General features: G+C 68.1%; 16 protein-coding genes, 2 tRNA genes and 1 pseudogene. 7 read left to right on the top strand and 12 right to left on the bottom strand.

Going from position 1 to position 21,311, the window contains the following annotated elements; genetic code table 11:
• Window positions 1-123 precede the first annotated feature (123 nt).
• Both D451_RS0105780 and D451_RS0105775 read left to right on the top strand, forming a co-directional pair.
• Window positions 124-2,334, top strand: coding sequence for a serine/threonine-protein kinase (locus D451_RS0105780; RefSeq protein WP_017533751.1), 2,211 nt, complete (start codon window positions 124-126; stop codon window positions 2,332-2,334).
• Window positions 2,335-2,355: 21 nt separating this feature from the next.
• Window positions 2,356-3,321 carry a quinone oxidoreductase family protein gene (locus tag D451_RS0105775; RefSeq protein WP_017533750.1) on the top strand — a complete coding sequence of 322 codons (966 nt, stop codon included), beginning with the start codon at window positions 2,356-2,358 and terminating at the stop codon, window positions 3,319-3,321.
• A gap of 63 nt (window positions 3,322-3,384) precedes the next feature.
• Here D451_RS0105775 and D451_RS0105770 read toward each other — a convergent pair whose 3' ends face one another.
• The 3 genes from D451_RS0105770 to D451_RS0105760 form a co-directional block, all read right to left on the bottom strand.
• Window positions 3,385-4,467 carry an SPFH domain-containing protein gene (locus D451_RS0105770; protein ID WP_014910501.1) on the bottom strand — a complete coding sequence of 361 codons (1,083 nt, stop codon included), beginning with the start codon at window positions 4,465-4,467 and terminating at the stop codon, window positions 3,385-3,387.
• Window positions 4,468-4,668: 201 nt separating this feature from the next.
• Entirely contained in the window at window positions 4,669-5,151 is a 483-nt protein-coding gene (locus D451_RS0105765; RefSeq protein ID WP_014913583.1) for an NfeD family protein, read from the bottom strand.
• Window positions 5,152-5,305: 154 nt separating this feature from the next.
• Window positions 5,306-8,140, bottom strand: coding sequence for a penicillin acylase family protein (locus D451_RS0105760; RefSeq protein WP_017533748.1), 2,835 nt, complete (start codon window positions 8,138-8,140; stop codon window positions 5,306-5,308).
• A 356-nt stretch (window positions 8,141-8,496) separates the two neighbouring features.
• Here D451_RS0105760 and D451_RS0105755 point away from each other — a divergent pair, with 356 nt between their 5' ends.
• A complete protein-coding gene (locus tag D451_RS0105755; protein ID WP_014912389.1) occupies window positions 8,497-9,003 on the top strand; it encodes a hypothetical protein in 507 nt (168 codons plus the stop codon).
• Between the two features lie 100 nt (window positions 9,004-9,103).
• Here D451_RS0105755 and D451_RS0105750 read toward each other — a convergent pair whose 3' ends face one another.
• Both D451_RS0105750 and D451_RS26270 read right to left on the bottom strand, forming a co-directional pair.
• Window positions 9,104-10,345 (bottom strand): MFS transporter, encoded by a 1,242-nt coding sequence (locus D451_RS0105750; RefSeq protein WP_017533747.1) that lies wholly within the window; start codon window positions 10,343-10,345, stop codon window positions 9,104-9,106.
• Between the two features lie 152 nt (window positions 10,346-10,497).
• Window positions 10,498-11,445, bottom strand: coding sequence for a cobalamin biosynthesis protein (locus tag D451_RS26270; RefSeq protein WP_086003585.1), 948 nt, complete (start codon window positions 11,443-11,445; stop codon window positions 10,498-10,500).
• Between the two features lie 512 nt (window positions 11,446-11,957).
• Here D451_RS26270 and D451_RS0105740 point away from each other — a divergent pair.
• Window positions 11,958-12,033, top strand: a tRNA-Arg gene (locus tag D451_RS0105740).
• A gap of 415 nt (window positions 12,034-12,448) precedes the next feature.
• On the opposite strand, the gene D451_RS0105735 is transcribed toward D451_RS0105740, so the two are convergent.
• From D451_RS0105735 to D451_RS0105705, 7 genes and pseudogenes are all read right to left on the bottom strand, one after another.
• Entirely contained in the window at window positions 12,449-13,609 is a 1,161-nt protein-coding gene (locus tag D451_RS0105735) for a hypothetical protein (RefSeq protein WP_017533745.1), read from the bottom strand.
• Window positions 13,610-13,704: 95 nt separating this feature from the next.
• A complete protein-coding gene (locus D451_RS28915) occupies window positions 13,705-14,187 on the bottom strand; it encodes a helix-turn-helix domain-containing protein (protein ID WP_193789595.1) in 483 nt (160 codons plus the stop codon).
• Window positions 14,188-14,692: 505 nt separating this feature from the next.
• Complete coding sequence (locus tag D451_RS0105725; RefSeq protein ID WP_020379938.1) at window positions 14,693-15,841, bottom strand: glutathione-independent formaldehyde dehydrogenase; 1,149 nt, start codon at window positions 15,839-15,841, stop codon at window positions 14,693-14,695.
• Between the two features lie 874 nt (window positions 15,842-16,715).
• Window positions 16,716-17,147: pseudogene (locus tag D451_RS0105720) on the bottom strand (tyrosine-type recombinase/integrase); the annotation flags it as partial.
• 16 nt (window positions 17,148-17,163) lie between these two features.
• Entirely contained in the window at window positions 17,164-17,334 is a 171-nt protein-coding gene (locus D451_RS28220; protein ID WP_169336168.1) for a hypothetical protein, read from the bottom strand.
• Window positions 17,335-17,877: 543 nt separating this feature from the next.
• Window positions 17,878-18,624 carry a hypothetical protein gene (locus D451_RS0105710; RefSeq protein ID WP_234305925.1) on the bottom strand — a complete coding sequence of 249 codons (747 nt, stop codon included), beginning with the start codon at window positions 18,622-18,624 and terminating at the stop codon, window positions 17,878-17,880.
• A gap of 454 nt (window positions 18,625-19,078) precedes the next feature.
• Window positions 19,079-19,858: a GntR family transcriptional regulator gene (locus tag D451_RS0105705; RefSeq protein ID WP_017533740.1), complete on the bottom strand. Its 780-nt coding sequence runs from the start codon at window positions 19,856-19,858 to the stop codon at window positions 19,079-19,081.
• A gap of 24 nt (window positions 19,859-19,882) precedes the next feature.
• On the opposite strand from D451_RS0105705, the gene D451_RS0105700 reads away from it, so the two are divergent.
• From D451_RS0105700 to D451_RS27225, 3 genes are all read left to right on the top strand, one after another.
• Window positions 19,883-20,344: an NUDIX hydrolase gene (locus D451_RS0105700; protein ID WP_017533739.1), complete on the top strand. Its 462-nt coding sequence runs from the start codon at window positions 19,883-19,885 to the stop codon at window positions 20,342-20,344.
• Window positions 20,345-20,601: 257 nt separating this feature from the next.
• Window positions 20,602-20,672, top strand: a tRNA-Arg gene (locus tag D451_RS27795).
• Window positions 20,673-20,833: 161 nt separating this feature from the next.
• Window positions 20,834-21,199, top strand: a complete 366-nt coding sequence (locus D451_RS27225; RefSeq protein WP_017533738.1) for an NUDIX hydrolase — start codon at window positions 20,834-20,836, stop codon at window positions 21,197-21,199.
• Window positions 21,200-21,311 lie beyond the last annotated feature (112 nt).

The raw sequence follows: 21,311 nt of genomic DNA, 5'->3' as shown, positions 1-21,311 counted from the left end.
TACGAGAGTCATGGGCGGCGCCGATCCCACCACCGGGTCGAACCCCCCGCCCGAAACGCGCCCGGGCGGGGCGTCGATACGCTGTCAGGCGCGAACCACACGATCTACGAGGGACCCCCTACTGTGACGTCCAAGGGCCACGAAAGCGGCAAACCCCTGCGTGCGGGGGACCCGCGTGAACTCGACGGTTACCGCGTCGTCAGCCGACTCGGGCGCGGCGGCATGGGAACCGTCTACCTCGCCGAGGATTCCGCCGGCCGCCCCGTCGCCGTGAAACTGATCCACCCCGATCTGGCCGACGACGAATCCTTCCGCAGGCGCTTCGCCCGCGAGGTGGACGCCGCCCGACGCGTGGCCCGCTTCTCCACCGCCGGCGTCATCGACGCCCGCCTGGAGGGCGAGCCCCTGTTCATCGTGTCGGAGTACGTTCCCGGTCCCAACCTCGACGAGGCCGTACGGCACGGGGAGCCCATGCGCGGCGGCACCCTGGACGGCCTGGCCATGGGCGTGGCCGCGGCGCTCACCGCCATCCACGGTTCCGGGGTGATCCACCGCGACCTGAAACCGGCCAACGTCCTGCTCTCCCCGGTCGGACCGAAGGTCATCGACTTCGGGATCGCCCGCGCCCTGGACGATTCCAGTGGCGGCATCACCCGCTCCAGCCAGCTCATGGGCACCCCCTCCTACATGGCGCCGGAGCTGATCCTCGGCGAGCAGGCGACCCCCGCCGCCGACATCTTCGCCTGGGGCTGCCTGGTCGCCTTCGCCGGTACCGGACGCGCCCCCTTCGACGCCGCCACCGTGCCCGCCGTCCTGCACAACATCTCCTCCGCGGAACCAAGGTTGGACGGCCTGGACCCGAGCCTGCTCGACCTGGTCGGCTCCACCCTCGACAAGAACCCCGACAACCGCCCCACCTCCCAGCAGCTCCTGGCCCGGCTCACCGGACAGGAGTCCCCGGAGGAGTCGGTGGTGCGACGCACGATCAGCACCTCCTGGGCGCCGCCGAGTTCGGCCCCGGTCGCGGGCACCCCGCCCCAGGAGACGGTCGATGAGCTCCCCCGGGAAGAGGCGGCACCGCCACCGACCGCGGTCGCTCCCACGCTTCCCGCGCCCGACCAGGGGCGGGCCCCCACGGGAGGGTCCACCCCTCCCGGCGGGCAGAACGCCGCTCCTCAGCCCCACATGCCGGGTCCGTACGCCCAGCGACCGCCCTCCGGCCCCCAGGAGGCACCGGCCCATCCGCCGCAGGCCGGCCACCCCTACGGAGCCCGACCGCAGGGCCCGGGCCCGGGTCAGGGCCCCTACGCGGGGACCCCACAGGGGCCCGGCCACGGCGGATGGCACAACGGCGGCCACCCCGTGCCGACCCATCAGGGTGGGCACCCCGGTCCCTCCCCCGCCCACGGTCAGCCCGCCTTCGGCGCCCACAGCGGACCCGGCGGTCCCGGGGGTCCCGGCACGCCCGGTGGTCCGGGTTCCGCCCCTGAGAACGGCGGGTCCGGTGGGCGACGCCGGCTCATGCTCATCGGCGGCGGCGCGACCGCGCTGGTCCTGGTGGCGGTGATCGGCGGCGCCGTCCTGTTCTCCGATTCCTCCGCGCCTCCGGAGAACACCACCAGCCTCTACTCGCACGACTTCGCCACCGACCCCGGCTGGTCCTCCTACGAGTTCGACCCTCAGGACCCGGACACCGGCCAGGTCTCCTACTGGGGCGCCCAGAACGCCATGATGCTCTGGCTCGACCCCGAGTCCGGACCCTCCCGGGGCTCGGTCGTCCCCTACGAGCGCGAGACGCCCGACGGAATCCTCGTCCGGACCACGATGATCGCGCTGGAGGGGCCCGGGGAGTCCACGTCGGGGGTGCGCTGCTGGGACCAGGAGGACGACGAGCGCACCACGTACGAGGCTCTGCTGCGCTTCGACGGCGCCGAGGCGCAGATCCGCCGGGTGACGGAGGAGAGCGGTGACAACGCGCTCGCCTCCACCACCGACCTCGGCGGTTTCCGCACCTACGATCTCTTCGATGAGGAGAGCGACGTCGAGGGGCTGCCCTACCGGGCCGACCTCGGTGACCTGGTCACCAACGAGATCGCCCTCTCCTGCGAGTACGTGGTCGAGGACGATCAGGACCCCTACATGGACCTGCGCATGTGGGTCAACGACGAGCTGGTCCTTCAGACCAAGGACGACCAGCCGCTCCCGGACGACTCCTCTCTCGACGACGAGGAACGCCGTCGGGTCGGGATCGTGTTGCGTCCCGGTGCCGCCAATGACCCGATCGGCGCCGCCTACACCGACTACTCTCTCTACCGGATCGACCCCGAGGACTGACCCCATCCCAGGAGGAACGACATGCGCGCCATCGTGATCGAGGAGTTCGGTGGACCCGAGGTCCTGCGCCCGGCCGAGTTGGACGACCCCGCCCCCGGTCCCGGTCAGGTCCTGGTGGACGTATCGGCCAGAGGCGTCAACTTCATCGACGTCTACCAGCGCGCCGGCGCCTACCAGGTGCCGCTGCCCTACGTCCCCGGTATGGAGGCCGTCGGCACGGTCGCGGCCCTGGGCGAGGGGGTCGACTCCTTGGCAACGGGCGACCGTGTCGGCTGGGCCTTGGCTCCGGGCGGCTACGCCGACCGGGCCGTGATCGACGCCTCCCGGCTCGTACCGGTGCCCGACGACGTCACCGACGAGCAGGCGGCCGCCGTACTGCTCCAGGGGATGACCGCCCACTACCTCACCCACTCGGTGCACCCCGTGGCCGAGGGCGAGACCGTCCTGGTGCACGCCGCCGCCGGCGGCACCGGTCTGCTCATCGTCCAACTGGCCAAGGCCCGAGGCGCCCGGGTGATCGGCACGGTCTCCACCGACGCCAAGGAGGCCGTCGCCCGTGAGGCGGGCGCCGACGAGATCGTCCGCTACACCGAGACCCCGGTGGCCGAGGCCGTCCGCGACCTCACCAAGGGGGAGGGCGTGGCCGCCGTCTACGACGGGGTCGGCCGGGACACCTTCGACGCGAGTCTGGCGTCGCTGCGACCGCGCGGTGTGCTGGCCCTGTTCGGCCAGTCCAGCGGAGCGGTCGAACCGGTGGACCCCAAGCGGCTCAACGGCGCCGGTTCGGTCTATCTCACCCGACCCTCGCTCGCGCACTTCGTCGCCGACCGCGACGAACTGCTGGGGCGCGCCCGCGACCTGTTCACCCTGATCGGCGAGGGGCGGCTGAACCTGCGGATCGGGGGCCGCTACCCGCTGGAGGAGGCGGGCCGGGCCCACGAGGACCTGACCTCGCGCGGCACCACCGGCAAGCTGCTGCTGATCTGACCCTCGACGAACCGGAGGCGCCCTCGTCGAGGGCGCCTCCGGGCGTTCGTGGAACCGATCTCCTCACTCGCCGTCGCGCGGTTCCGGAGTGCCGAGCCCCGCGCCGGCCCTGCGCACGTCGTCTCGGGCGTCGGCGACCGCCCGCTCCGCGGCCTCGGCCGCCTGGGCCGCGGCCCGGGCCGAGGAGGAACCGGCCGGATCGGGTCCGGTGATCTGCGCCGGACCGCTGTCGGCCCCCTCGTCGGCCGCCTTCTCCGTCGAGGGCGTGGACGCCGCCGCCTCGCCGGCGAAGGCCTGACTGACGTTCTTGACCGCCTCGGTGAGCTCGCCCGGGATCACCCAGAAGGTGTTGTTGCCCTCGCCCTCGGCCAGGCTCGGCAGGGTCTCCAGGTACTTGTAGGCGAGCAGCTTGGCGTCGGCGTTGTTGGCGTGCACCGCCTGGAAGACCCGCTCGATCGCCTGGGCCTCACCGTCGGCCCGCAGGATCGCCGCCTGCTGGTCTCCCTGCGCCTCCAGGATCGCCTGCTGACGGGCGCCCTCCGCCTTGAGGATGCGGGACTGACGCTCACCCTCGGCGTGCAGGATCGCCGCGCGCTTGTCGCGGTCGGCCCGCATCTGCTTCTCCATCGCCTCCTTGATGGTGGGAGGCGGGTCGATCGCCTTGATCTCGACCCGGTTGATCCGGATCCCCCACTTGCCGGTGGTCTCGTCCAGGACCCCGCGCAGTCGGGTGTTGATCTCCTCACGGGAGGTCAGGGTGCGCTCCAGGTCCATGGAACCGATGACGTTGCGCAGCGTGGTGACGGTGAGCTGGTCTATGGCCTGGATGTAGTTGGCGACCTCGTAGGCGGCCGCCTTGGGCTGGGTCACCTGGTAGTAGAGGACGGTGTCTATGTTCACCACGAGGTTGTCCTCGGTGATCACCGGCTGCGGCCGCGAACTGAACACCTGTTCACGCAGGTCGAACTTGGTGTTGACGCGGTCGACCCCCGGGATGATGAAGTTCAGTCCGGGGTCGAGCGTCCTGATGTAGCGGCCGAAGCGCTCGATGTTGTAGGCGCGCGCCTGCGGCACGATACGGATCGCCGACAGCGCGGCGGCGACCAGGATGACCGCGATGATGATGAGCGGTATGGCTGATTCCATCTTCTGCACCTGTCCTTCGGTCGTGTCCTCGTCGATCGTCGCCCGCTCGTCACGGACCGGCTCCGCCGGTGCCGCGAGAGCGTCGACGAGAACACTCCCTCGTTCGGGGGATGCGGCCGCCGTCCGTGGCCGGTCGTCGGGCCCCGTCCCCGATGTGGACGGAAGCGGTCCCGCCGGCCGACCCGCCGCGGTGTCGGCCGGTCAGTCCTGCTCGGGTCTGTTCTGTTCCGGCGGTTCGGGCCGTTCCGGCAGGGCCTCGCGCGGATAGACCACGGCCGTCGCGCCATCGATCTCCATGACATCGACACGCGCCCCGACCGGGACCACCAGGTCCTCGTCCAGGCAGCGCGCCGACCACTCCTCACCGTTCAACTTGACGAGCCCGCGATCGGCGTCGACCTCCTCCAGGACCACCGCCGACCTGCCCACCAGGGCGGCGGTTCCGGAACGGACGTCGGGGCCCCGGTTCATCTGCCGGTCCATGAGCGGCTTGACCAGGACGAGCCCCGCGGCGGCGGCCGCGGCGAACCCGATGATCTGCACGACCACGGGAAGCCCCAGCGCGCCCAGCAATCCGGCCACCAGAGCGGCGGCGGCCAGGAGACCCAGGACGAAGGTCAGCGTGAAGAACTCGGCGACGCCGAGAGCGGTCGCGAGAATGATCCAGATCAGCCAGACCGGCATGTTCCTGTGGCCCTCCCCGCCATGGTTCCGGGTAGTCCTTAAGCTACCCACACAAACCCTCCGCACCACAAGATCCCCTGAACGGATACACGATCGCGGCCCGCGGCTCCCCCGAGGATCGAGGTGTGCCGCGGGCCGCGTCCGTTCCGAGCGGCTAGCGTCCGCCGGAGAACTCGTAGACGAGCTGATAGGTGGGTCGGTTCTGCCAGTGGATCGGCCACATGTCGATCCCGCCCACGGACTGGTGGATCACCGTGTCCGCGCAGAGCTGGTCGCCGGCCGAGCAGTTCCCGTCACCCGGGTAGACCTCGCCCGCGGGGACCGCCGCCGCCTGGGCGAGGCTGTCCAGCAGCACCGTCCGGCAGTCGCCGAGGTCGCCCTCGCCGCAGTAGGCCCGGTCGCCGAGCGTGCCGTCGACCTCTCGATCCAGGACCGTGCGCAGGTCCTTGTCCACGTAGGACCACCATCCGTACTGGAAGGCCGAGCCCACGTGCCCGTTGCGCGCCGGGGACTCGTCGACCGAGGCGGCCCGGGTGATCTGGGTGAACAGATCCTCGCCCAGGCCCGGCTCGAACTGGGCCCGCACCAGGATCGGCCACCAGGCGTCCAGGACCCGGATGGCGTCGGCGTGGTCGTAGTAGCCGGCGTCGCGGTGCGGTTCGCGCCGCAGGGCTCCGCCGTCGACCCAGGCCCGCAGGGAGTCCACGGTGGCGGCCAGCTCCGGGTCGTCGACCTCCTCGGAGTCGATGACCTCCAGCAGGAGCGGGAGCACCTGCTCGGCGCGCAGGTCGGCGACCCCGGCCTCCATCATCGTCGCGGTCAGGGAGGCGGTGGTGAACCGATGCCCCTCCCCGATCAGACCGGACACCCGGGCGTCCAGCAGGTCGTTGCGGTGCACCGAACCGGTCGACCAGCCCGAGGTGTACCCCTGCGCCGGCTTGTTGTTCCAGTTGACGATGTAGTCCGGGTTGATCTGCTGCGGGTGGTCCTCCTTGGGGTGGTAGTCGGCCTCGTTGGTGGCCGGGTCCCAGCCCGACCAGCCGGCGGACGAGGAGGCGTCGATCGGCAGGTTGGGGTTGGTGCCCTCGATCCGCATCGGGTTGGAGCCCGAGTTGATGAAGGCGATGTCCTCGTCGTCGACGTAGTGCCAGTTGAAGGCGTAGCCGATGTCCCCGGCGGCCTCGGTGAAGCTCTCCGCCGAGGTGATCTCGTCGGGGTCGTTGAACCTCTGGAAGCCGAGGATCGAGTCGACCTCGCGCATGTAGGTCGATCGCAGCTCGGTGAAGGCGACCGGAGCACCGTCGACGGTGGCGAAGGAGCGCACCAGGCCGTGGTCCGAACGCAACGAGGTGAGCGTGTAGCCGCCCTCGGGGGTCTGGTCGGCGATGGTCGGGGTCCAGTCGTTGCTGACGCTCAGCGACTCGAAGTCCACGCAGTCACCGGAGGCGTTCACGTAGGAGCGCGATGAGGTCGTGGGCGCCGAACCGTCGGTCTCGCACAGTTCGACCGCGAAGGTGTCGGTGATGTCCTGGCCCGCCGAGGTGGCGCTCCAGGCGTAGTCGACCCCGCGTCCCATCTGGACGTAGAAGCTGACACCGGCGAAAGAGGCGCCGCGCGCGCTGATCCCGGGCCCCTGGAGCTCCTGGAGCATGAGCAGCTGCGGAGAGAAGTACCCGGTCTGGGGACCCATCACGGCGACGGGGTTGCCGCTCTCGGTGTGCTCACCGGAGACGAGCAGGGCGTTGGACATGCCCCTCGGGTCGAGGAAGCCCTCGGGGAGCACGCCGTCGTCGAAGATGCCCTCGACGGCGGACAGGTCGCCCTCCTCGGCCATCTCCTCCAGCTCGGCCCGTTGCTCCTCGGTGAGATCGTCCACGGTGGGGGCGTCGGCCCCTGGGACCTCCTCCTCGGAGACCGACTCCGCCGCGGCGACGGAGGCGTCGGAGGCCGCCGAACCGTACTCGTCGTGGACGATGTCGTAGGGCTCCACCGATCCGGCGTCGGGGATCACCTCGCCGACCGGGTCGTCGGGGGTCTGGCTGTAGGGGAACTCACCGTCGACGCTGACCGAGGCCTCGGGGTCGTTCTCCATCCGCCAGGCCCGCCAGAGCTCCAGCCCCTCCTCGGCGCCGTAGCGGTCCTGGAAGTTGGCGAGGACGATCGCGGACTGGACCTCGCCGCCGCCCCCGCCGCCGAAGATCCCGCCGACCATGGCGGCGATGCCGACGACGTCGGTGGGGGTGAAGGGCTCGATCTCGCCCGCGTTGGTGATGGCGTTCTTGTGCCCGGTCAGGACGTACTCGCCGGGGAAGTAGCGGCCCTTGTCGGACTCGGCGATGTAGGCGTTGACGCCTTCGAGGTAGGAGTCGACGTCGGCGAGGGCCTGAGCGCCCCGTTCTCCGCTGTCGGCGACCCGATCGATCTGGGCCTGCTTGTCCTCCTCGGTGTAGGGCGCCGTGGCCCACAGGTCCTGTTCCAGACCGCGGTTGCCCTCGGCGCCTCCGGCGAAGGAGGTGAGTTCGCCCCGGCCGACGCGACGCAGGACGTCCATGAGGAAGAGGCGGTCCTCGCCGGCGGCGTATCCGGCGCCGAACATGGTGCCCTCACGGGTCGTTCCCTCGATGTGCGGGATGCCGTGGCGGGCGTCGCGGGTGATGGTGACGTCCTCGCGCGGCCGGTACTCCCGGTCCACTCCGGCGTCGCCGACCCCGAAGGTGGCGTCCTGGAAGAACTCGTCCAGACGCTCTTCGGTGAGGTTGTCGTACTGGTGCACCAGCTCGTCGTACATGTCGAGCTGACTGGAGGAGTAGGCCGGACGGGTGCCGAAGACCTGGTGGCCGAGGATCTCGACCAGGGTGGCGCTGCCGTTCTGGCCCGGCGGGAGGATGTCCAGGCACCCGGCGGGCGCGCAGTAGTCCTCGTAGGCGACCGGTTCGGCCAGGGCGGGCGCGACCGGCACCGCGGAGACGGTGGAGGCGACGACCGCCATGGCGGCCCCCACCGCGCCGGCACGGAACCGGCGCCTTCGGGCAGGGGTGCTGAGGGACGGAGGGGAGGGAGGCATGTGTAGCTGTCACCACCTGGGGGTGCGGGCGATGGATCAGCCGCATGTTACGTAGGGGCGCGCAAATCGCGAAAGTCTTTCACGTTTTCGGGAGCGTCCTGGACAGAACGGCCCGAACCCTCATGTTTGAACGTGATGCATGCCACACCAGGGCCGATACTCCGAACGCACCGCACACGGTCCCTCACACCCACCCCCTCGAATGGCCACAACCGGCCACAACCTCCCCCGGCCGTGAGACGGCGCCCCTCGAACGGGCGGGCCTTTGACACAATCCCCCCATGAACGAGCACCCCGAACCCGGACGTCCCTGGCAGGGTCCCGGCAACGGCCCCGCCGGCTGGGGCCTCCCACCGGGCCCCCACGGCGGCGGACTCGACCCCTACACCCCCTCCACCGGCGGCTACATGCCCGCCGAGGGCGCTACACCCCTCCCCGGCGAACCCACTCTCCTCACCATCGGGGACATCGCGGTCACCCAGAACACCGTGATCACCCCGGCCGGACGCTTCCCCATCAAGGGCACCGTCTGGACGGTGACCGACATGAGCCGCGCCGAACAGCACACCCCCACCTGGGCGATCGTCGTCGCGATCCTCGTCTTCTGGTGGACCTGCCTGCTCGGCCTGCTCTTCCTACTGGTCAAGGAGACCAGGGTCAACGGCCACGTGCAGGTCACCGTCCAGGGCGCGGGCCACCACCACTCGACCCTCGTCCCGGTGAGCAACCGCGTGATCGTGACCCAGGTCAACCATCAGGTCAACCACGCTCGCTCCCTCGCGGCCTGAACGGCGCCCGCCCGACGACGGACGTGATCGAGAGGACGGACGCGGAGGACCGACGCCCGCCCCGGCCGCGGAACGACGGGCCGGGGCGGGAAGGGCGCGATCAGACCCCGTTCGCGGCCTTGGCACGCGCCGACCAGACGATGACCGGCAGGACCGCCAACGCGAGCACACCCCCGCTCAGGGACAGCAGGGCATAGCTCCCGGCCGCCACCACCATCCCCGAGGCCAGACCTCCACCGGCGCCCGCGATCGCGATCGCCACGTCCACGGTGCCCTGGACCTTCGCCCGGGTGGCGGTCGGGGCCGCGTCGGTGATGATCGCCGTCCCCGACACCAGACCGAAGCTCCACCCCAGCCCCAGCAGGGCCAGCGCCAACGCCAACAGCGGCACCGACGCGGGCGGGGCCAGGGCCGCCACGATCCCCGCCGCCACCAGGGTGACCCCCGAGGCCGCCGCCACGGGCAGCCTTCCCACCCGGTCGACCAGCAGACCGGAGATCGGTGAGGGCAGGTACATCGCCGCGACGTGGACGGCGATCACCAGACCGGCCGCGCCCACCGAATGCCCGTGACCGATCATGTGGATCGGGGTCATCGTCATGATCGCGACCATGACGAGCTGGGACAGGACCATGACGGTCGCCCCCAGGAGCAGCATCCGCCGATCGCCGTCCGCCCCCTCGTCGCCCTTCACCGCGACGCCCTCGACACCCGTCTCCCGGGCCAGGGCCGTGAGCAGCGGATCGGGGCGCAGCAGGAGCCACAGCACCAGACCGGCCGAGGCGTAGGCCGCGGCGGCCAGCAGGAAGGGGCCGGACAGCTCCGGGATCCCGATCGACCGTGCCAGAGCCCCCAGTTGTTCGACCAGGTTGGGGCCCACGACCGCGCCCAGGGTGGTCGCCACCATCACCGTGCTCAGGGCCCGCCCTCGGCTGCCCGGCGTGGCCAGGTCGGCGCCGGCGTAACGGGCCTGGAGGTTGGTGGCGGTCCCCGCCCCGTACACGAACAAGGACACGAACAGCAGCGCCACACTGTCCGCCATCGCCGCGGCGACCACGCCCAGAGCACCGACCGCGCCCACCGCGTACCCGGCCGCCAGACCGGTACGCCGCCCCAGACGCTGCGAGGTCCGACCGATCAGGGCGGCGGCCACCGCCGAACCCACCGTGAACAGGGCGCTGGGCAGGCCGGCCCAACCCGCGCCGCCGAGCATCTCCTGGGCGAGCAGGGCCCCCACGGTGATGCCCGCCGCCAGGCCGGCGCCACTGAGCACCTGCGCGACGACCAACACGGTCAGGACACGTCTCTGGTCGGGATGGGGAGAGGACTCGATGGAGGTCATGTCGGGGCCTTGTCTCGATGGGGTCGGCGAAGGGGGGTGGCGGGCGATGGCGAATCCGACGTCCGAGCGCCGCTTCGGCCCTTCGAACATCGGAACGGCGTCACGTCCGTGGAAGCGCGGCGGACGCACGGCGTCGTAGGAGAGTAGACGACTCACCTCCGGCCGGCGACGGCCCCCCGACGTCGAAGGCGGCCACCCGGCGCGCGCCCCTTACCGAGCCCCGCGCCGACCACCGCCACCGCGAGCGCGCCCACGTTCACCGCCCGCGCCAACCGCACCGCCCGCCGGATGTCGGCGACCGCCACCTCGGGCCCCTCCCCCATCCGGGGCCGGTGCTCCACCCGATCCCCGTAGGTGTTGGTCCCGCCCAGCGTCCGCCCCAGCGCGCCCGCGAACGCGGCCTCGCACTGTCCGGCGTTCGGACTCGGATGGGCACGACGGTCGCGCCGCCATACCTTCCAGGCCTTCCCCATGTCCCCGCCCACCAGCGGCGACGCGGCCACCGCGAGCAGGGCCGTCAACCGGGCGGGCGCCCATCCGGCCACGTCGTCCGACCGGGCCGAGGCCTTGCCGAACCGCTCGTAACGCTCGTTCCGGTGACCGACCATCGCGTCCAACGTGTTGACCGCCCGGAAACCCACCAGCCCCGGCGTTCCGCACAACGCTCCCCACACCAGCGGACCGACGACGGCGTCGGAGGTGTTCTCGGCGACCGACTCCACCACCGACCGCGCCACCCCGTCCTCGTCCAGGAAGCGCGGATCACGCCCGCACAGGCCCCGCACGAGCGTCCGTGCCCGTTCCAGATCCCCTCGTTCCAAGGCGTCGGCCACCCGTTCGGCCTCACGCCCGAGCATGCTTCCGCCCAGGACCGCCCAGGTCGCCGCGGCGGTGGCCACCGGCCCCCGCAGCCCACGACCCGCCACGACCACCGGCACCACGGCGGCGGCCGTGAACACCGCTCCCGCCGCCACCGAATCGCGGTAGAGCCACCGTTCCAACCGCCCGGCCGCCGCGCCGAAGAGCGCCACCGGATGCCCCTCACGCGGATCCGGTACCAACCCGTCCAGTACGAACCCCGAGATCAATCCCCGTCTCATGCCTTCAGTCAACAGCACCGACCCGGGTCACCTGACCACGGCCGAATCGGTTTGGCGCACCGCTCGTTCGTCCATACCCCTAGAGCCCCATACAGTCGGCAAGAGAGGCGAACACATGCTGGTCGAGCTCGCGTCAACGGAGATCTCCGCAGGTCAGTGGTGGGTCTTCTGATCGACCGGGCCGCCTCTCGGTGAGGGGCGGCCCCTCGCAGTTCGCGAAACACCGGCCGCGCAGCACCGCAACCGGGGTTAATCACCGGTAACGTGGGGCGGGAAGCCCATAGAGACCGATTTGGTGGAACGCGCGTGCTAAAGAGACGCAACTACGAATCCCCGTAGTCGATGAGGCTTTGCCCGGCTGTGGGCGACATCTGCCGAATACCCTAGAATGTCTGCTCGGGACAGCGGAGGCACCACCGCGCGGGCCCTCCCGCCAGAGGATCGCCCCTCTCGCCCCACCCCCGGTCACAACCCGGTCACGTCCGGCGAAGTCGGGCCACAATTGAATGCCGGCACCCGTAGCTCAGTGGATAGAGCACCGGACTTCTAATCCGACGGTCGCAGGTTCGAATCCTGCCGGGTGCGCCACAAAACCCCAGGTCAGACGGGGTAAGCGAGGATCTCGGAAGAGGTCCTCGCGGCGTTTTTGGGTCATGTGTGCTCCTCGTGTGCTCCCCAGTACAAGGTCAGTACAGGTGGGTGTCGATCTCCCGGAGCACTTCGCCATCCCGTGACCGTGCGGGCCCGCCGTCGATGTGCCCTCGCACGCCCTTCAACACCCCGCGGCCGCCTCTGAACCCCTACCCTGCGCGGGGGGCAACCGGGGGCCGGACGAGCCCTCTCAGACGCCCATCGGAGTGTCCAACACAACCGGGGAGATTCACTTCGTGTCGTGTTCATGCCGTGGTGTTGGGACCGACCAGCTCATCAACTACGCACCCGTCCGGGCCTGTCTACCCGGCCACGCACGACCCCCGTCGACGTGAGGAACGTGTTCTCAGGCTCAGGAAGCCTCTCCGCGTTCTTGTAGAGATCCTTGGCGCTGTTCGTGCCTTTCTCGGAAAGCCTCGCGCCGCTCCCGTTCGCGCCGGCTGAAGGCGGCGTTGCGCACCGACTCCTCGCTCTCGAAACCGGACCCGATCGCACCCGCCACCGTGGCCGCCGCCGTCACCAGCACAGGGATCAGCACATAGGTGCCCGCGCTCGCTTGGCCAGCGATGTACGAATCCAGAACCCCTGGCGAGAGCAATACCAGCGCCGCTGTCAAGTTGACCAGATACAGGCCCACATACAAAAAAGCTATTCCGAGGCCCAAGGTCAGTACCGTCGTCGCGTTGAACAGCACCGCCTGTTGGCGCTCGTCGCGGGGGCGCGCCCTCACCGGTTCCCACAAGTTGTGGTAAACAATGAGCCATCCAGTCATCACCGACAGCGCTCCCATTACCGCAAGAGCCAGGCGCCAGGCTGACAAAGTGGTCGCGATCTCCCAAACTGTGGCGTTGAGCAAATAGAATGCGCTGAAGGCAAAGGCACCGACCAGCGGGCTGGTTAAGCTCCAGGTCAGGCGCCAGGGCCGGTTAGCTCGTACCATCCCCAACAACAAACGCAGATTCCCCCACCTGGAGGAGATCCGGGCATCGACTCCGGCCTGGTCGGGGGTGTGACGCCGAAAACGCGCCGCTAGTAGGGGGATGCGGTTTCGTGCGTGTGGTGCGGTCCCCTCTTGGGGAGCCACGGGTCTGTGCATATCAGCGACGAGCTGAGCCACTACCGCACCGACCCTGCGCCGCAGCGCCATGACCCCGAAGGCCGGTAACGAGACCACGACTACGCGCCGCTGGCTGTTCATGTCACCCATGATCGCTCGCTTGCCGCTGCGCATGGGCAGGTCGGTCACGCATACGACCATGTCCCAGCCGTGCTCGGCCAACTTGGTCTCGGCGAGCTCCATCATCGCCGTGTGGCGGCTATCGCTGGGCGGGAGGCGTTCCCAGTGCACCTGGGCGGCCCAGGTTTGTTCTGAGTCGACTTGTTGAGTCAACAACTGTGGAAGGTCCTGAGCGAGCTGCTCCCCGATCAAAGCTGGCATGGCGACGGGATCAGCGATCACGCCGACCGTAAGGCGGTTCTCGTTCTGGCCCTTCTGACGTTCTGCGTCCGGCAAAATTCTGCCTCTCTTATTGAGTGAGACCCAGCCAGGAAAGCTGACACACAAGCCCTGAAGAAAAACACAGACCTTGAACCTTGCAAGCACAGACCTCATTGCCCCATAAACGGCAGCGGATCCCCTACTGAAATCTTATATGGGAAGAGTGAAAAATGTACCCGTCTCCTCAAGGGGCTACACTTCGATTTTACTGATATTTGATTAGGCGCTTGACGGAATAGGGCACGGATCCAACCGGACCGATCGGATGAAACCGCGCAACAAACCGGGCTGTCACTGGACCGAGCACAGATGGGACCGCAGCACCCGCTCCAGCTCCTCCGAGCTCCGGAACGCCCGGTTCGCCAGATGGCCCTTCGGGTGTGCCCACAGTGTCTCGCCCGGCACTCCGATTGGGTTTCCGGTTTGTCATGATTTCTGGACTGCTTTTCCGCGGTATTGGCAGCGCCGAGCGTCTGTTTGATGGTCGAGGCAGGGCGCCCCAGTTGGCGCCCGATCGCTCGCAGGCTCTGGCCTTGGTGGTGCAGATCCGCGATCCGTTCCCGGTCGGTCAGAGTCAGAAAACGCGGGTACACCTGCGCTTCGAGCGCGGCTAGGGTTGGCGGAGGGCTGGTCAGGGACTTGGTGGTCGTCTACCCGGTGGGGAGTCCACGCTACGCCCGTCGGTGTAGAGCCAGCTGTTACCGGACTTGCGTACCCTGTGGTCCCAGTCCCGTGCGGTGCGCTCGTTCACCCCGACTTCTCGCGCGGTCTGTCGGGGCACGTGTGCGCAGGCGTTCGTACTCCTGGCGCGCTGGGTACGGCCGTTGTCGGCGTTGTGCGCTCGGCCCGGCCTGACGAGCCCACCCCAAGGCGGTGTTCCGGTTGATCTCGAGCAGCCGGGCTACCTCGGTGGCGTTGCCGATCTGGTCCATCAGTTCCAGGAACCGTGCTCGCAGACGATCCCGTTCTTCCCTCGAAAACGACACCGTGGTCGCAATGTCCTGAAAGTCAGGGTGTTGCGACCACCGTTAGAACCTGAGCTCCTCCGGGCCCGCGTGGTGTAGGTTGCGTGGCCGACTGGCCGACCAGCGGCGTAGCTCACGCCAGCGCGGGCTTGAGCACCACCTTGGTCCAGCCGTCCTCGCGGTTGTCGAAGTGCTCGTAGGCCTCCGGTGCCCGCTGCAGAGGCAGGTCGTGGGACACGATGAAGGACGGCTTCGCGCGGTCCCGGTGGATCATGTCCCGCAGTTGCCGGTTGTAGGCCTTCACCGGCGCCTGGCCGGTACCGATCTTCTGGCCCTGGAACCAGAACGTCCCCATGTCGAAGGTGAGCCGACCGTTGCGGGCCATCTCGTCCGACGCTCCGGGGTCGGAGGGCAGGAAGATGCCCACGACGCCGATGCCGCCGGTGAACTTCACCGACTTGACCAGGTTGTTCATGGTCATCTCGGGGTGCTCGACACCGAGATGGTCGTGGGCCTGGTAGCCGACGCACTCGCAGCCGCAGTCCGCGCGGCGGCCGTCGGTGAGGTTAAGGATCTGCTCGACCGGGTCGCCCTTGGAGTCGTCCACGGCGATCGCCCCCATCCTCTCCACGAGGCGCAGCCGGTCGGGGTGGCGGTCGACCACCATCACCTGGGACGCCCCTTGGAGCAGCGCGGAGTAGGCCGCCATCAGGCCGACCGGACCCGCGCCGTAGACGACGCAGGACTCCCCCGGCTTGAGCCCGGCCAGGCGGGTGGCGTGCCAGCCGGTGGGGAAGATGTCGGCGACCATCACGTAGTCGTCCTCCTTCTCCTCCGCATCCTCGGGCAGCCGCAGGCAGTTGAAGTCCCCGAACGGCACGCGCAGGTACTCGGCCTGCCCGCCGGAGTAGGGGCCCATCCCGGCGAAGCCGTAGGCGGCCCCGGCCATCTCCGGGTCGGGGTTGGCCGTCAGGCAGTAGGAGGGCATGCCGGTCTCGCAGTTGCGACAGAACCCGCAGCCGATGTTGAACGGCAGACACACGTGGTCGCCGACCTTGACGCGCTCGACACCCTCGCCGACCTCGACGACCACGCCGAGGTTCTCGTGCCCGAGCACCTTGCCGGGCTCCAGGTCGGTGCGTCCTTCGTACATGTGCAGGTCGGAACCGCAGATGTTGGTGGCGGTGATGCGCACGAGCACGTCGGTGGGACGCTCGATCCGGGCGTCAGGGACCTCCTTGACGGAGACATCGCGGGATCCGTTGTACACAAGGGCCTTCATGATCTTCTCCAAGAATGGGTGCGGGACGGGCCTGGTGGGGCTTTCCGCCCTTGCTCCGGCCCCTGCTCTCCCAGCACCGGGACGAAACAGTCTCACGCCCATGCTTCGGACAAAGCACGTCAAGGTTTCGTGACCGACCGCCACGAGAGCTGGGACGCAGAGTCCCCCAGTCCCGCCACTGGTAGGCCGTGGTTGGCGGCCGCTTTCGCCCGTGTGGGAGGAACCTTCCGGGTACGGGGCTTCGGCGTCGCGGCAGCTGAGCAAGCGGCGCGCAGGGACGAAGTACTGCTGGACGTCAACGACATTCAGCTCGGCCACCAGACCGAACTGCGCTGGAATAGCAACGAGGATTGGACGTAGTCAGGCTGTCCCGTCCGTGAGCCACTCATCAGGCGGGAGGAGTTCGACCAGGTTCAGACGCTGTTGGGCCCGCGCAGCCGCACCGGGGAGGAGAGCGCAAAGTTCACCGCACTCGCCGGCGCTACCTGTTTTCGGGGAGCCATCGAGTGCTGTCTGTACGATCGCAGGGCACCGGGGCACTGGGCCGACAGCGACCGTGCTGTCGGTGCCGGTACCCGCAGGAACATGCCCTGGCCAACAGGTTGCACCACCCCCGTAACACCCCTCCACTTTCCTGGCCATAATCGGCACCGCCTGCATCCTCATTTGCTATAAGCATCTGGCCAAACGGGCCGACGACAGAATGACCAAAAGAGGAAGACACCAGGGCAAGTTCTCGATAATCGATCGGACCTTTGATCTGATGGTCACCCGGCTCCGGACACGAGAAAACCCCAGGCCAGGGCAGATGAACCCGCGCCCCGGCCCGGGGCTGATGGTGCCGTGCTGCTCCTGGTGTGCTCCCCTGAACCGGCTACCGCACCGGAACCAAACCACTCACCGGTACCGAGGTGCCGCGCAGCAGGGCGGCGGTGGCCTCGGCCGCCGCTTTGGCCACCTCGGGAAACACCGTCTGATAGGTGTCCTGTGTGAAGTGGGCGGTGGAATGACCCAACTCAGCAGAGACCACCTTCACATCCGTTCCCGCAGCCAAGGCCATCGAGGCCGCCCCGTGGCGGAGCCCGTGCAACGTCATCGGCGGCAACCCGGCTGCGCGTGCGATGCGGGCGAACCAGTCACTCACGTGCGAGGGGTGCCATCCCTGCCCGTCTTGGCGGGTGAACACCAACCCCGAATCCGCCCACTCCGGCCCGGCCTGGAGCCGGGCCTGGTTTTGGAACCTCTTCCACTTCCGCAGTACCCGCACGGTGTCAGAGTCCAAGGTGGCCGTGCGTTTCCCCGCTTCTACCGACCATTCGCGGTCAGGTCGTGTTCTGCATGTTCAGCCAGGTGCGCACCAGGAACGCCAGATCACCGAACTCACTCTCGGGCCTTCCACTGATCACCTCTGAAGGTTTCCCGTACCGCAGGGCGGATGCAGACCGCGCACGGAACAGATAGGGGCGTACCCCGCGCACACCGTCATCGTCCACGCACCACCCCACCTCCGAAGGGTGCGGCTCGCGGGGAGAGGGAATCCGGACCGAAGCCGCAGCCGAGCGACTGGGAGGGAGGGCTGTGGAACTCCCCCGCTCAACGGATACCTTCGGCCCCCTCTCGGAAACGCCGGCGACCTGCGCTCCAGAGACACCCTGGTGCAGAGCAGGTTCACGTTCGTACCGGGCTTTCAAGGGGCTGCACAGCACTGCCGTCAGCATCACGCCGAACCACCACCGCAACCTCTGGCCCCAACCACGTACGGATTTACGGTGCCTGCCGGTAGGCTTTCCCATGATCTCCTTCTGCTGTGTTCAGGTAGGGGTTCCAGCCCCGGCGCGGTGCTGCGAACACCACGCCGGGGCGTTTCCTTTTCTTAGAGCCTCTTGATGCAGTGATCTGAGCGGCCGGCCATCCATGACGCCGGGATCGGCCGTCGTCATTCGAGGTCTTCGAGAACCACGGGAGGTCACGGTCCTAGACCGTGGTCGATGGCCGAGGCCTTCGCTACTGCTTCCGGGAACGGGCACTCTCAGATCTCACTTCGTCTCCTCAGCGACCGATTTCTGAGCCACGGCAGCCCGTGCCGAACGAGCCTTGTCCGCTCGGTCCGTGATGAGGGATCGGCTGACACTGAACTCCTGCGCCAGCTTCTTACAGGTCTCCCCGGCCTCGTATCGAGCCAGGAGTTCGCTGTTGGAAACACCCAGGTCCTTGACCGGAGGGCGCCCCTTGCGGGGAACCACTCCGGAGGCCTTGCGCTTGAGGGCTCTGCGTTTTCGCAGTCGCACCAGGGACATCACGTTCTGATGGCGTTCCGCGATCCGGTCGTAACCCCACATCTTCGATGGGATCTCACCCTCGTGCCACAGGGCGAAGAACACCTTCCGAGCACTTCCCAACACCCGTGTGAAGGTGGTGGTGTCCATGTTCATGGCCCGCTCGGCATCCCGGCGATCGTCGCATTCAGCCAGCACGGTCAGGATTCGACGGTGTTTCGGGGAGAGGGCGAGCCAGATCTGGGCCAGGGCGATACGATCCACGATCAGATCCTCGTGGGAATGGGCTGGCGCTGAGGCACTGCTCCAGTAGCGCAAGAAGGCTCGAGAGACCAAGGCCTTGTCCCTACCGCCCAACCCGTGAGCTTGGAGGTCTTGGTAGCGCTGGGCCTTCATCGCCTTCCAGCCGACGGCTATCAGCTCGGTCTCCTCCGGTCTCAGGGGCACCAGTTGCAGGTGTTCGGCGATCGCCTCCCATGCGGTCTCGGCACGGCGGACCATGTCCATGCCGTTCACCCACCGGCACTCCCGCGCCGCCCACACGGCCGACCGCACTACCTGAAACGCGGTGTAACCGTGCCCGACCGGATCATCGGCCGCGGGGCGTGGCAGCACCGGCCCGAACTCATTCGCCCCCTGGGGGTTACCCCCGGTCGTTCTGGTCCCGTCATCATCTGTCGATGTCGCTTCGGCAGGCAGGGGTCGGAAACTCTCATCGCCCACGAAGGTCGGTTCCGGCGTAGGGGCAGCAGCGTTCACGGGGCACGCTCCGAAGGGGGTCGTTGACGTGTTCCTCTGGCCGAGCGCGAGCTCACTACTCACGCTGACAAGCCATGGTTCCTCTCATGCAAATAAGAGATACACATGCACTCATGTACATAAGCACTACACTCAGGTTGCCCCACTCATGTACATGAGTCAACCCTGCAGAGGAAACAGACCCGCCCGGCCGCCCGATAGATCAGTCCAAGGCCGGAATGCGGTAGTCGAGCACGAACTGGTCCGCGGCCATGATCGTGTCGCAGACCTCCACCACTTTCCCCGAGGTGGTCACGGCGTTACGCGTCAGATGAATGATCGCGGAACCAGGACTCAGCCCCAGAGCGCTCGCTTCCTGTTTGGTGGCCAACCGGGCCCGCACGGTCTCGACGTACTCGGCGAATTCATGACCATGCTCTTCGAGCCTCGCATAGATACCCCCTCCGCCAGGGTTCTCCTCGAACAGCTCGGGGATATCCCGAGCCACTGGCCAGGGCAGATACGACGTGGCCTCTTCAGTAGGGACGCCATCACTGAAATAGAGGCGCCGACGGGCGAGGATCTTGTCTCCATCGGCCACGCCCAGGCGTTCGGCGATCTCACGGGGAGCGGCCACCGGCCCGATGGAGAGAACCTGAACGGTGGGCTTCACCCCGGCCTGTTCGGTCTCCGCGATGTAGGCGGCTTTACCGGCACGACGGTGAGAGCGCCGGAACCAGTCAGAGGACTTCCGGGTGACCGGTGGCCGAGACTTGACGAAGGAGCCCTTGCCTTGGAAGGTCTCCACCAGACCGGCGGCGCGCAACTCGGCGATCGCCTTGCGCACCGTTCCCGAGGAGACGCCGTAGCGTTCCATCAGAACGGTATCACTCGGCACCTCTTCCGCGGGTGCCAAACGTCCGCCTTTGATCTGCTCCTCGATGTCGTCCGCGATCTGGAGATACCGGGGCTTCCCAGACCTTGCCCCCGCAACGCTCGTCATAGTCCTTCTACGCCTCCTAAGCTCATGTACATGGGTAACAGCACCGGAGATAGGCCGTCAACGCCACTGCACTCCGTATCCGTCGCCGGGGCCGTCGTCCGCGAGGACGGTCGACTCCTGACGATCCGTCGCGCGGACAACGGAAGATGGGAGCTCCCCGGTGGCGTTCTGGAACTCGCGGAGACTCCGAAGGAGGGGGTGCGCAGGGAGGTCTGGGAGGAGACCGGGGTCCACGTCCAGGTGGGCCGGCTCACCGGCGTCTACAAGAACACCGCTCGGGGCATCGTGGCCCTGGTCTTCCGGTGCGCACCTTCCGGTGGCGACCCACGCCCGTCGGACGAGTCGACCGCCGTCGCCTGGCTCACCCCCGAAGAAGTGGCCGAGCGTATGTCCGAGGTCTACGCGATCCGGCTCCTCGATGCCCTGGACCCGAACGGTCCCCACGTCCGCGGCCACGATGGCAAACGCCTGGCACCGGCCGGGTGAGCGGACTCGACCACGAGTTCCAGGCCCTGATCTTCCACAGGCGATCCGCCACTCTGGTCCTAGTCAGAGCAGAGAACAACCGAGAGTGGCTCGTCCGGCCTGGAAGCAGTGTTCGCGCCAGAACCTCACGAGCCACCATCGACCTCTTCCAGGTCTGTGTGCTCCGTTCGTGCTCCGCAATTTTGGACCGGGACGTCAGCGGGCGGCACGAAACGGCATCCGGATTCGGATGATGCGGGACACAACGGCACAAAGTGGCATGTGGCGGTACTAGGGTGCCGGACTTCTAATCCGACGGCCGCAGGTTCGAATCCTGCCGGGTGCGCCACGAATCCCCAGGTCAAACGGGGTTCACGAGGACCTCGAAAGAGGTCCTCGTCGCGTTGTGGGGGCCCTGCGTCCTCCGAACGGGCGGAACGGCGCCCCGCCCTCCCCGAAAGGTTCTTTCGCCTCCTCCCTTGCCAGTCCTCCCCTTCTAGGCTCGCGCGCATGGGTAACAGCACCGGAGATAGGCCGTCAACGCCACTGCACTCTGTATCCGTCGCCGGGGCCGTCGTCCGCGAGGACGGTCGGTTCCTGGCGATCCGTCGCGCGGACAACGGAAGATGGGAACTCCCCAGTCTCGTCCTGGAACTCGCGGAGACCCCGGAGGAGGGAGTACGCAGAGAGGTCTGGGAGGAGTCCGGGGTCCACGTCGAAGTGGATCGGCTCACCGGCGTCTCCAAGAACACCACCCGAGGCATCGTCACCCGCATCCCACCATCGGCAAGAGCCGGGCACTGCCGGAGTGTCCGACCGACACGAAGAAAAACAGCTCTTCAGCTTCTACCCCCGACAATCTCACCATCCCTCTGAGCACCCGGCACTGCCGGTTCGGCTATCACCCACTTCGAGTAAGTACTGGAAGGCGACTCCGGCATACAACCGGTTCTTCATCGCGTGCAGTACGAAACGTCTTCTGAACCGA

Origin of the sequence: Nocardiopsis alba DSM 43377 (assembly GCF_000341225.1) — a bacterium.
GTDB lineage: Bacteria > Actinomycetota > Actinomycetes > Streptosporangiales > Streptosporangiaceae > Nocardiopsis > Nocardiopsis alba.
This window is presented reverse-complemented; position numbering and strand designations above follow the sequence as displayed.

What these genes read in the sequence shown, in the direction of transcription:
- D451_RS27225 (WP_017533738.1), top strand. Translation starts at nt 20,834, where the DNA reads ATGGGTAACAGCACCGGAGATAGGCCGTCAACGCCACTGCACTCTGTA.
- D451_RS0105775 (WP_017533750.1), top strand. Translation starts at nt 2,356, where the DNA reads ATGCGCGCCATCGTGATCGAGGAGTTCGGTGGACCCGAGGTCCTGCGC.
- D451_RS26270 (WP_086003585.1), bottom strand. Translation starts at nt 11,445, where the DNA reads ATGAGACGGGGATTGATCTCGGGGTTCGTACTGGACGGGTTGGTACCG.
- D451_RS0105710 (WP_234305925.1), bottom strand. Translation starts at nt 18,624, where the DNA reads ATGGACATGGTCCGCCGTGCCGAGACCGCATGGGAGGCGATCGCCGAA.
- D451_RS0105700 (WP_017533739.1), top strand. Translation starts at nt 19,883, where the DNA reads ATGTACATGGGTAACAGCACCGGAGATAGGCCGTCAACGCCACTGCAC.
- D451_RS0105725 (WP_020379938.1), bottom strand. Translation starts at nt 15,841, where the DNA reads ATGAAGGCCCTTGTGTACAACGGATCCCGCGATGTCTCCGTCAAGGAG.
- D451_RS0105760 (WP_017533748.1), bottom strand. Translation starts at nt 8,140, where the DNA reads ATGGCGGTCGTCGCCTCCACCGTCTCCGCGGTGCCGGTCGCGCCCGCC.
- D451_RS0105770 (WP_014910501.1), bottom strand. Translation starts at nt 4,467, where the DNA reads ATGGAATCAGCCATACCGCTCATCATCATCGCGGTCATCCTGGTCGCC.
- D451_RS0105765 (WP_014913583.1), bottom strand. Translation starts at nt 5,151, where the DNA reads ATGCCGGTCTGGCTGATCTGGATCATTCTCGCGACCGCTCTCGGCGTC.
- D451_RS0105755 (WP_014912389.1), top strand. Translation starts at nt 8,497, where the DNA reads ATGAACGAGCACCCCGAACCCGGACGTCCCTGGCAGGGTCCCGGCAAC.
- D451_RS0105750 (WP_017533747.1), bottom strand. Translation starts at nt 10,345, where the DNA reads ATGACCTCCATCGAGTCCTCTCCCCATCCCGACCAGAGACGTGTCCTG.
- D451_RS0105705 (WP_017533740.1), bottom strand. Translation starts at nt 19,858, where the DNA reads ATGACGAGCGTTGCGGGGGCAAGGTCTGGGAAGCCCCGGTATCTCCAG.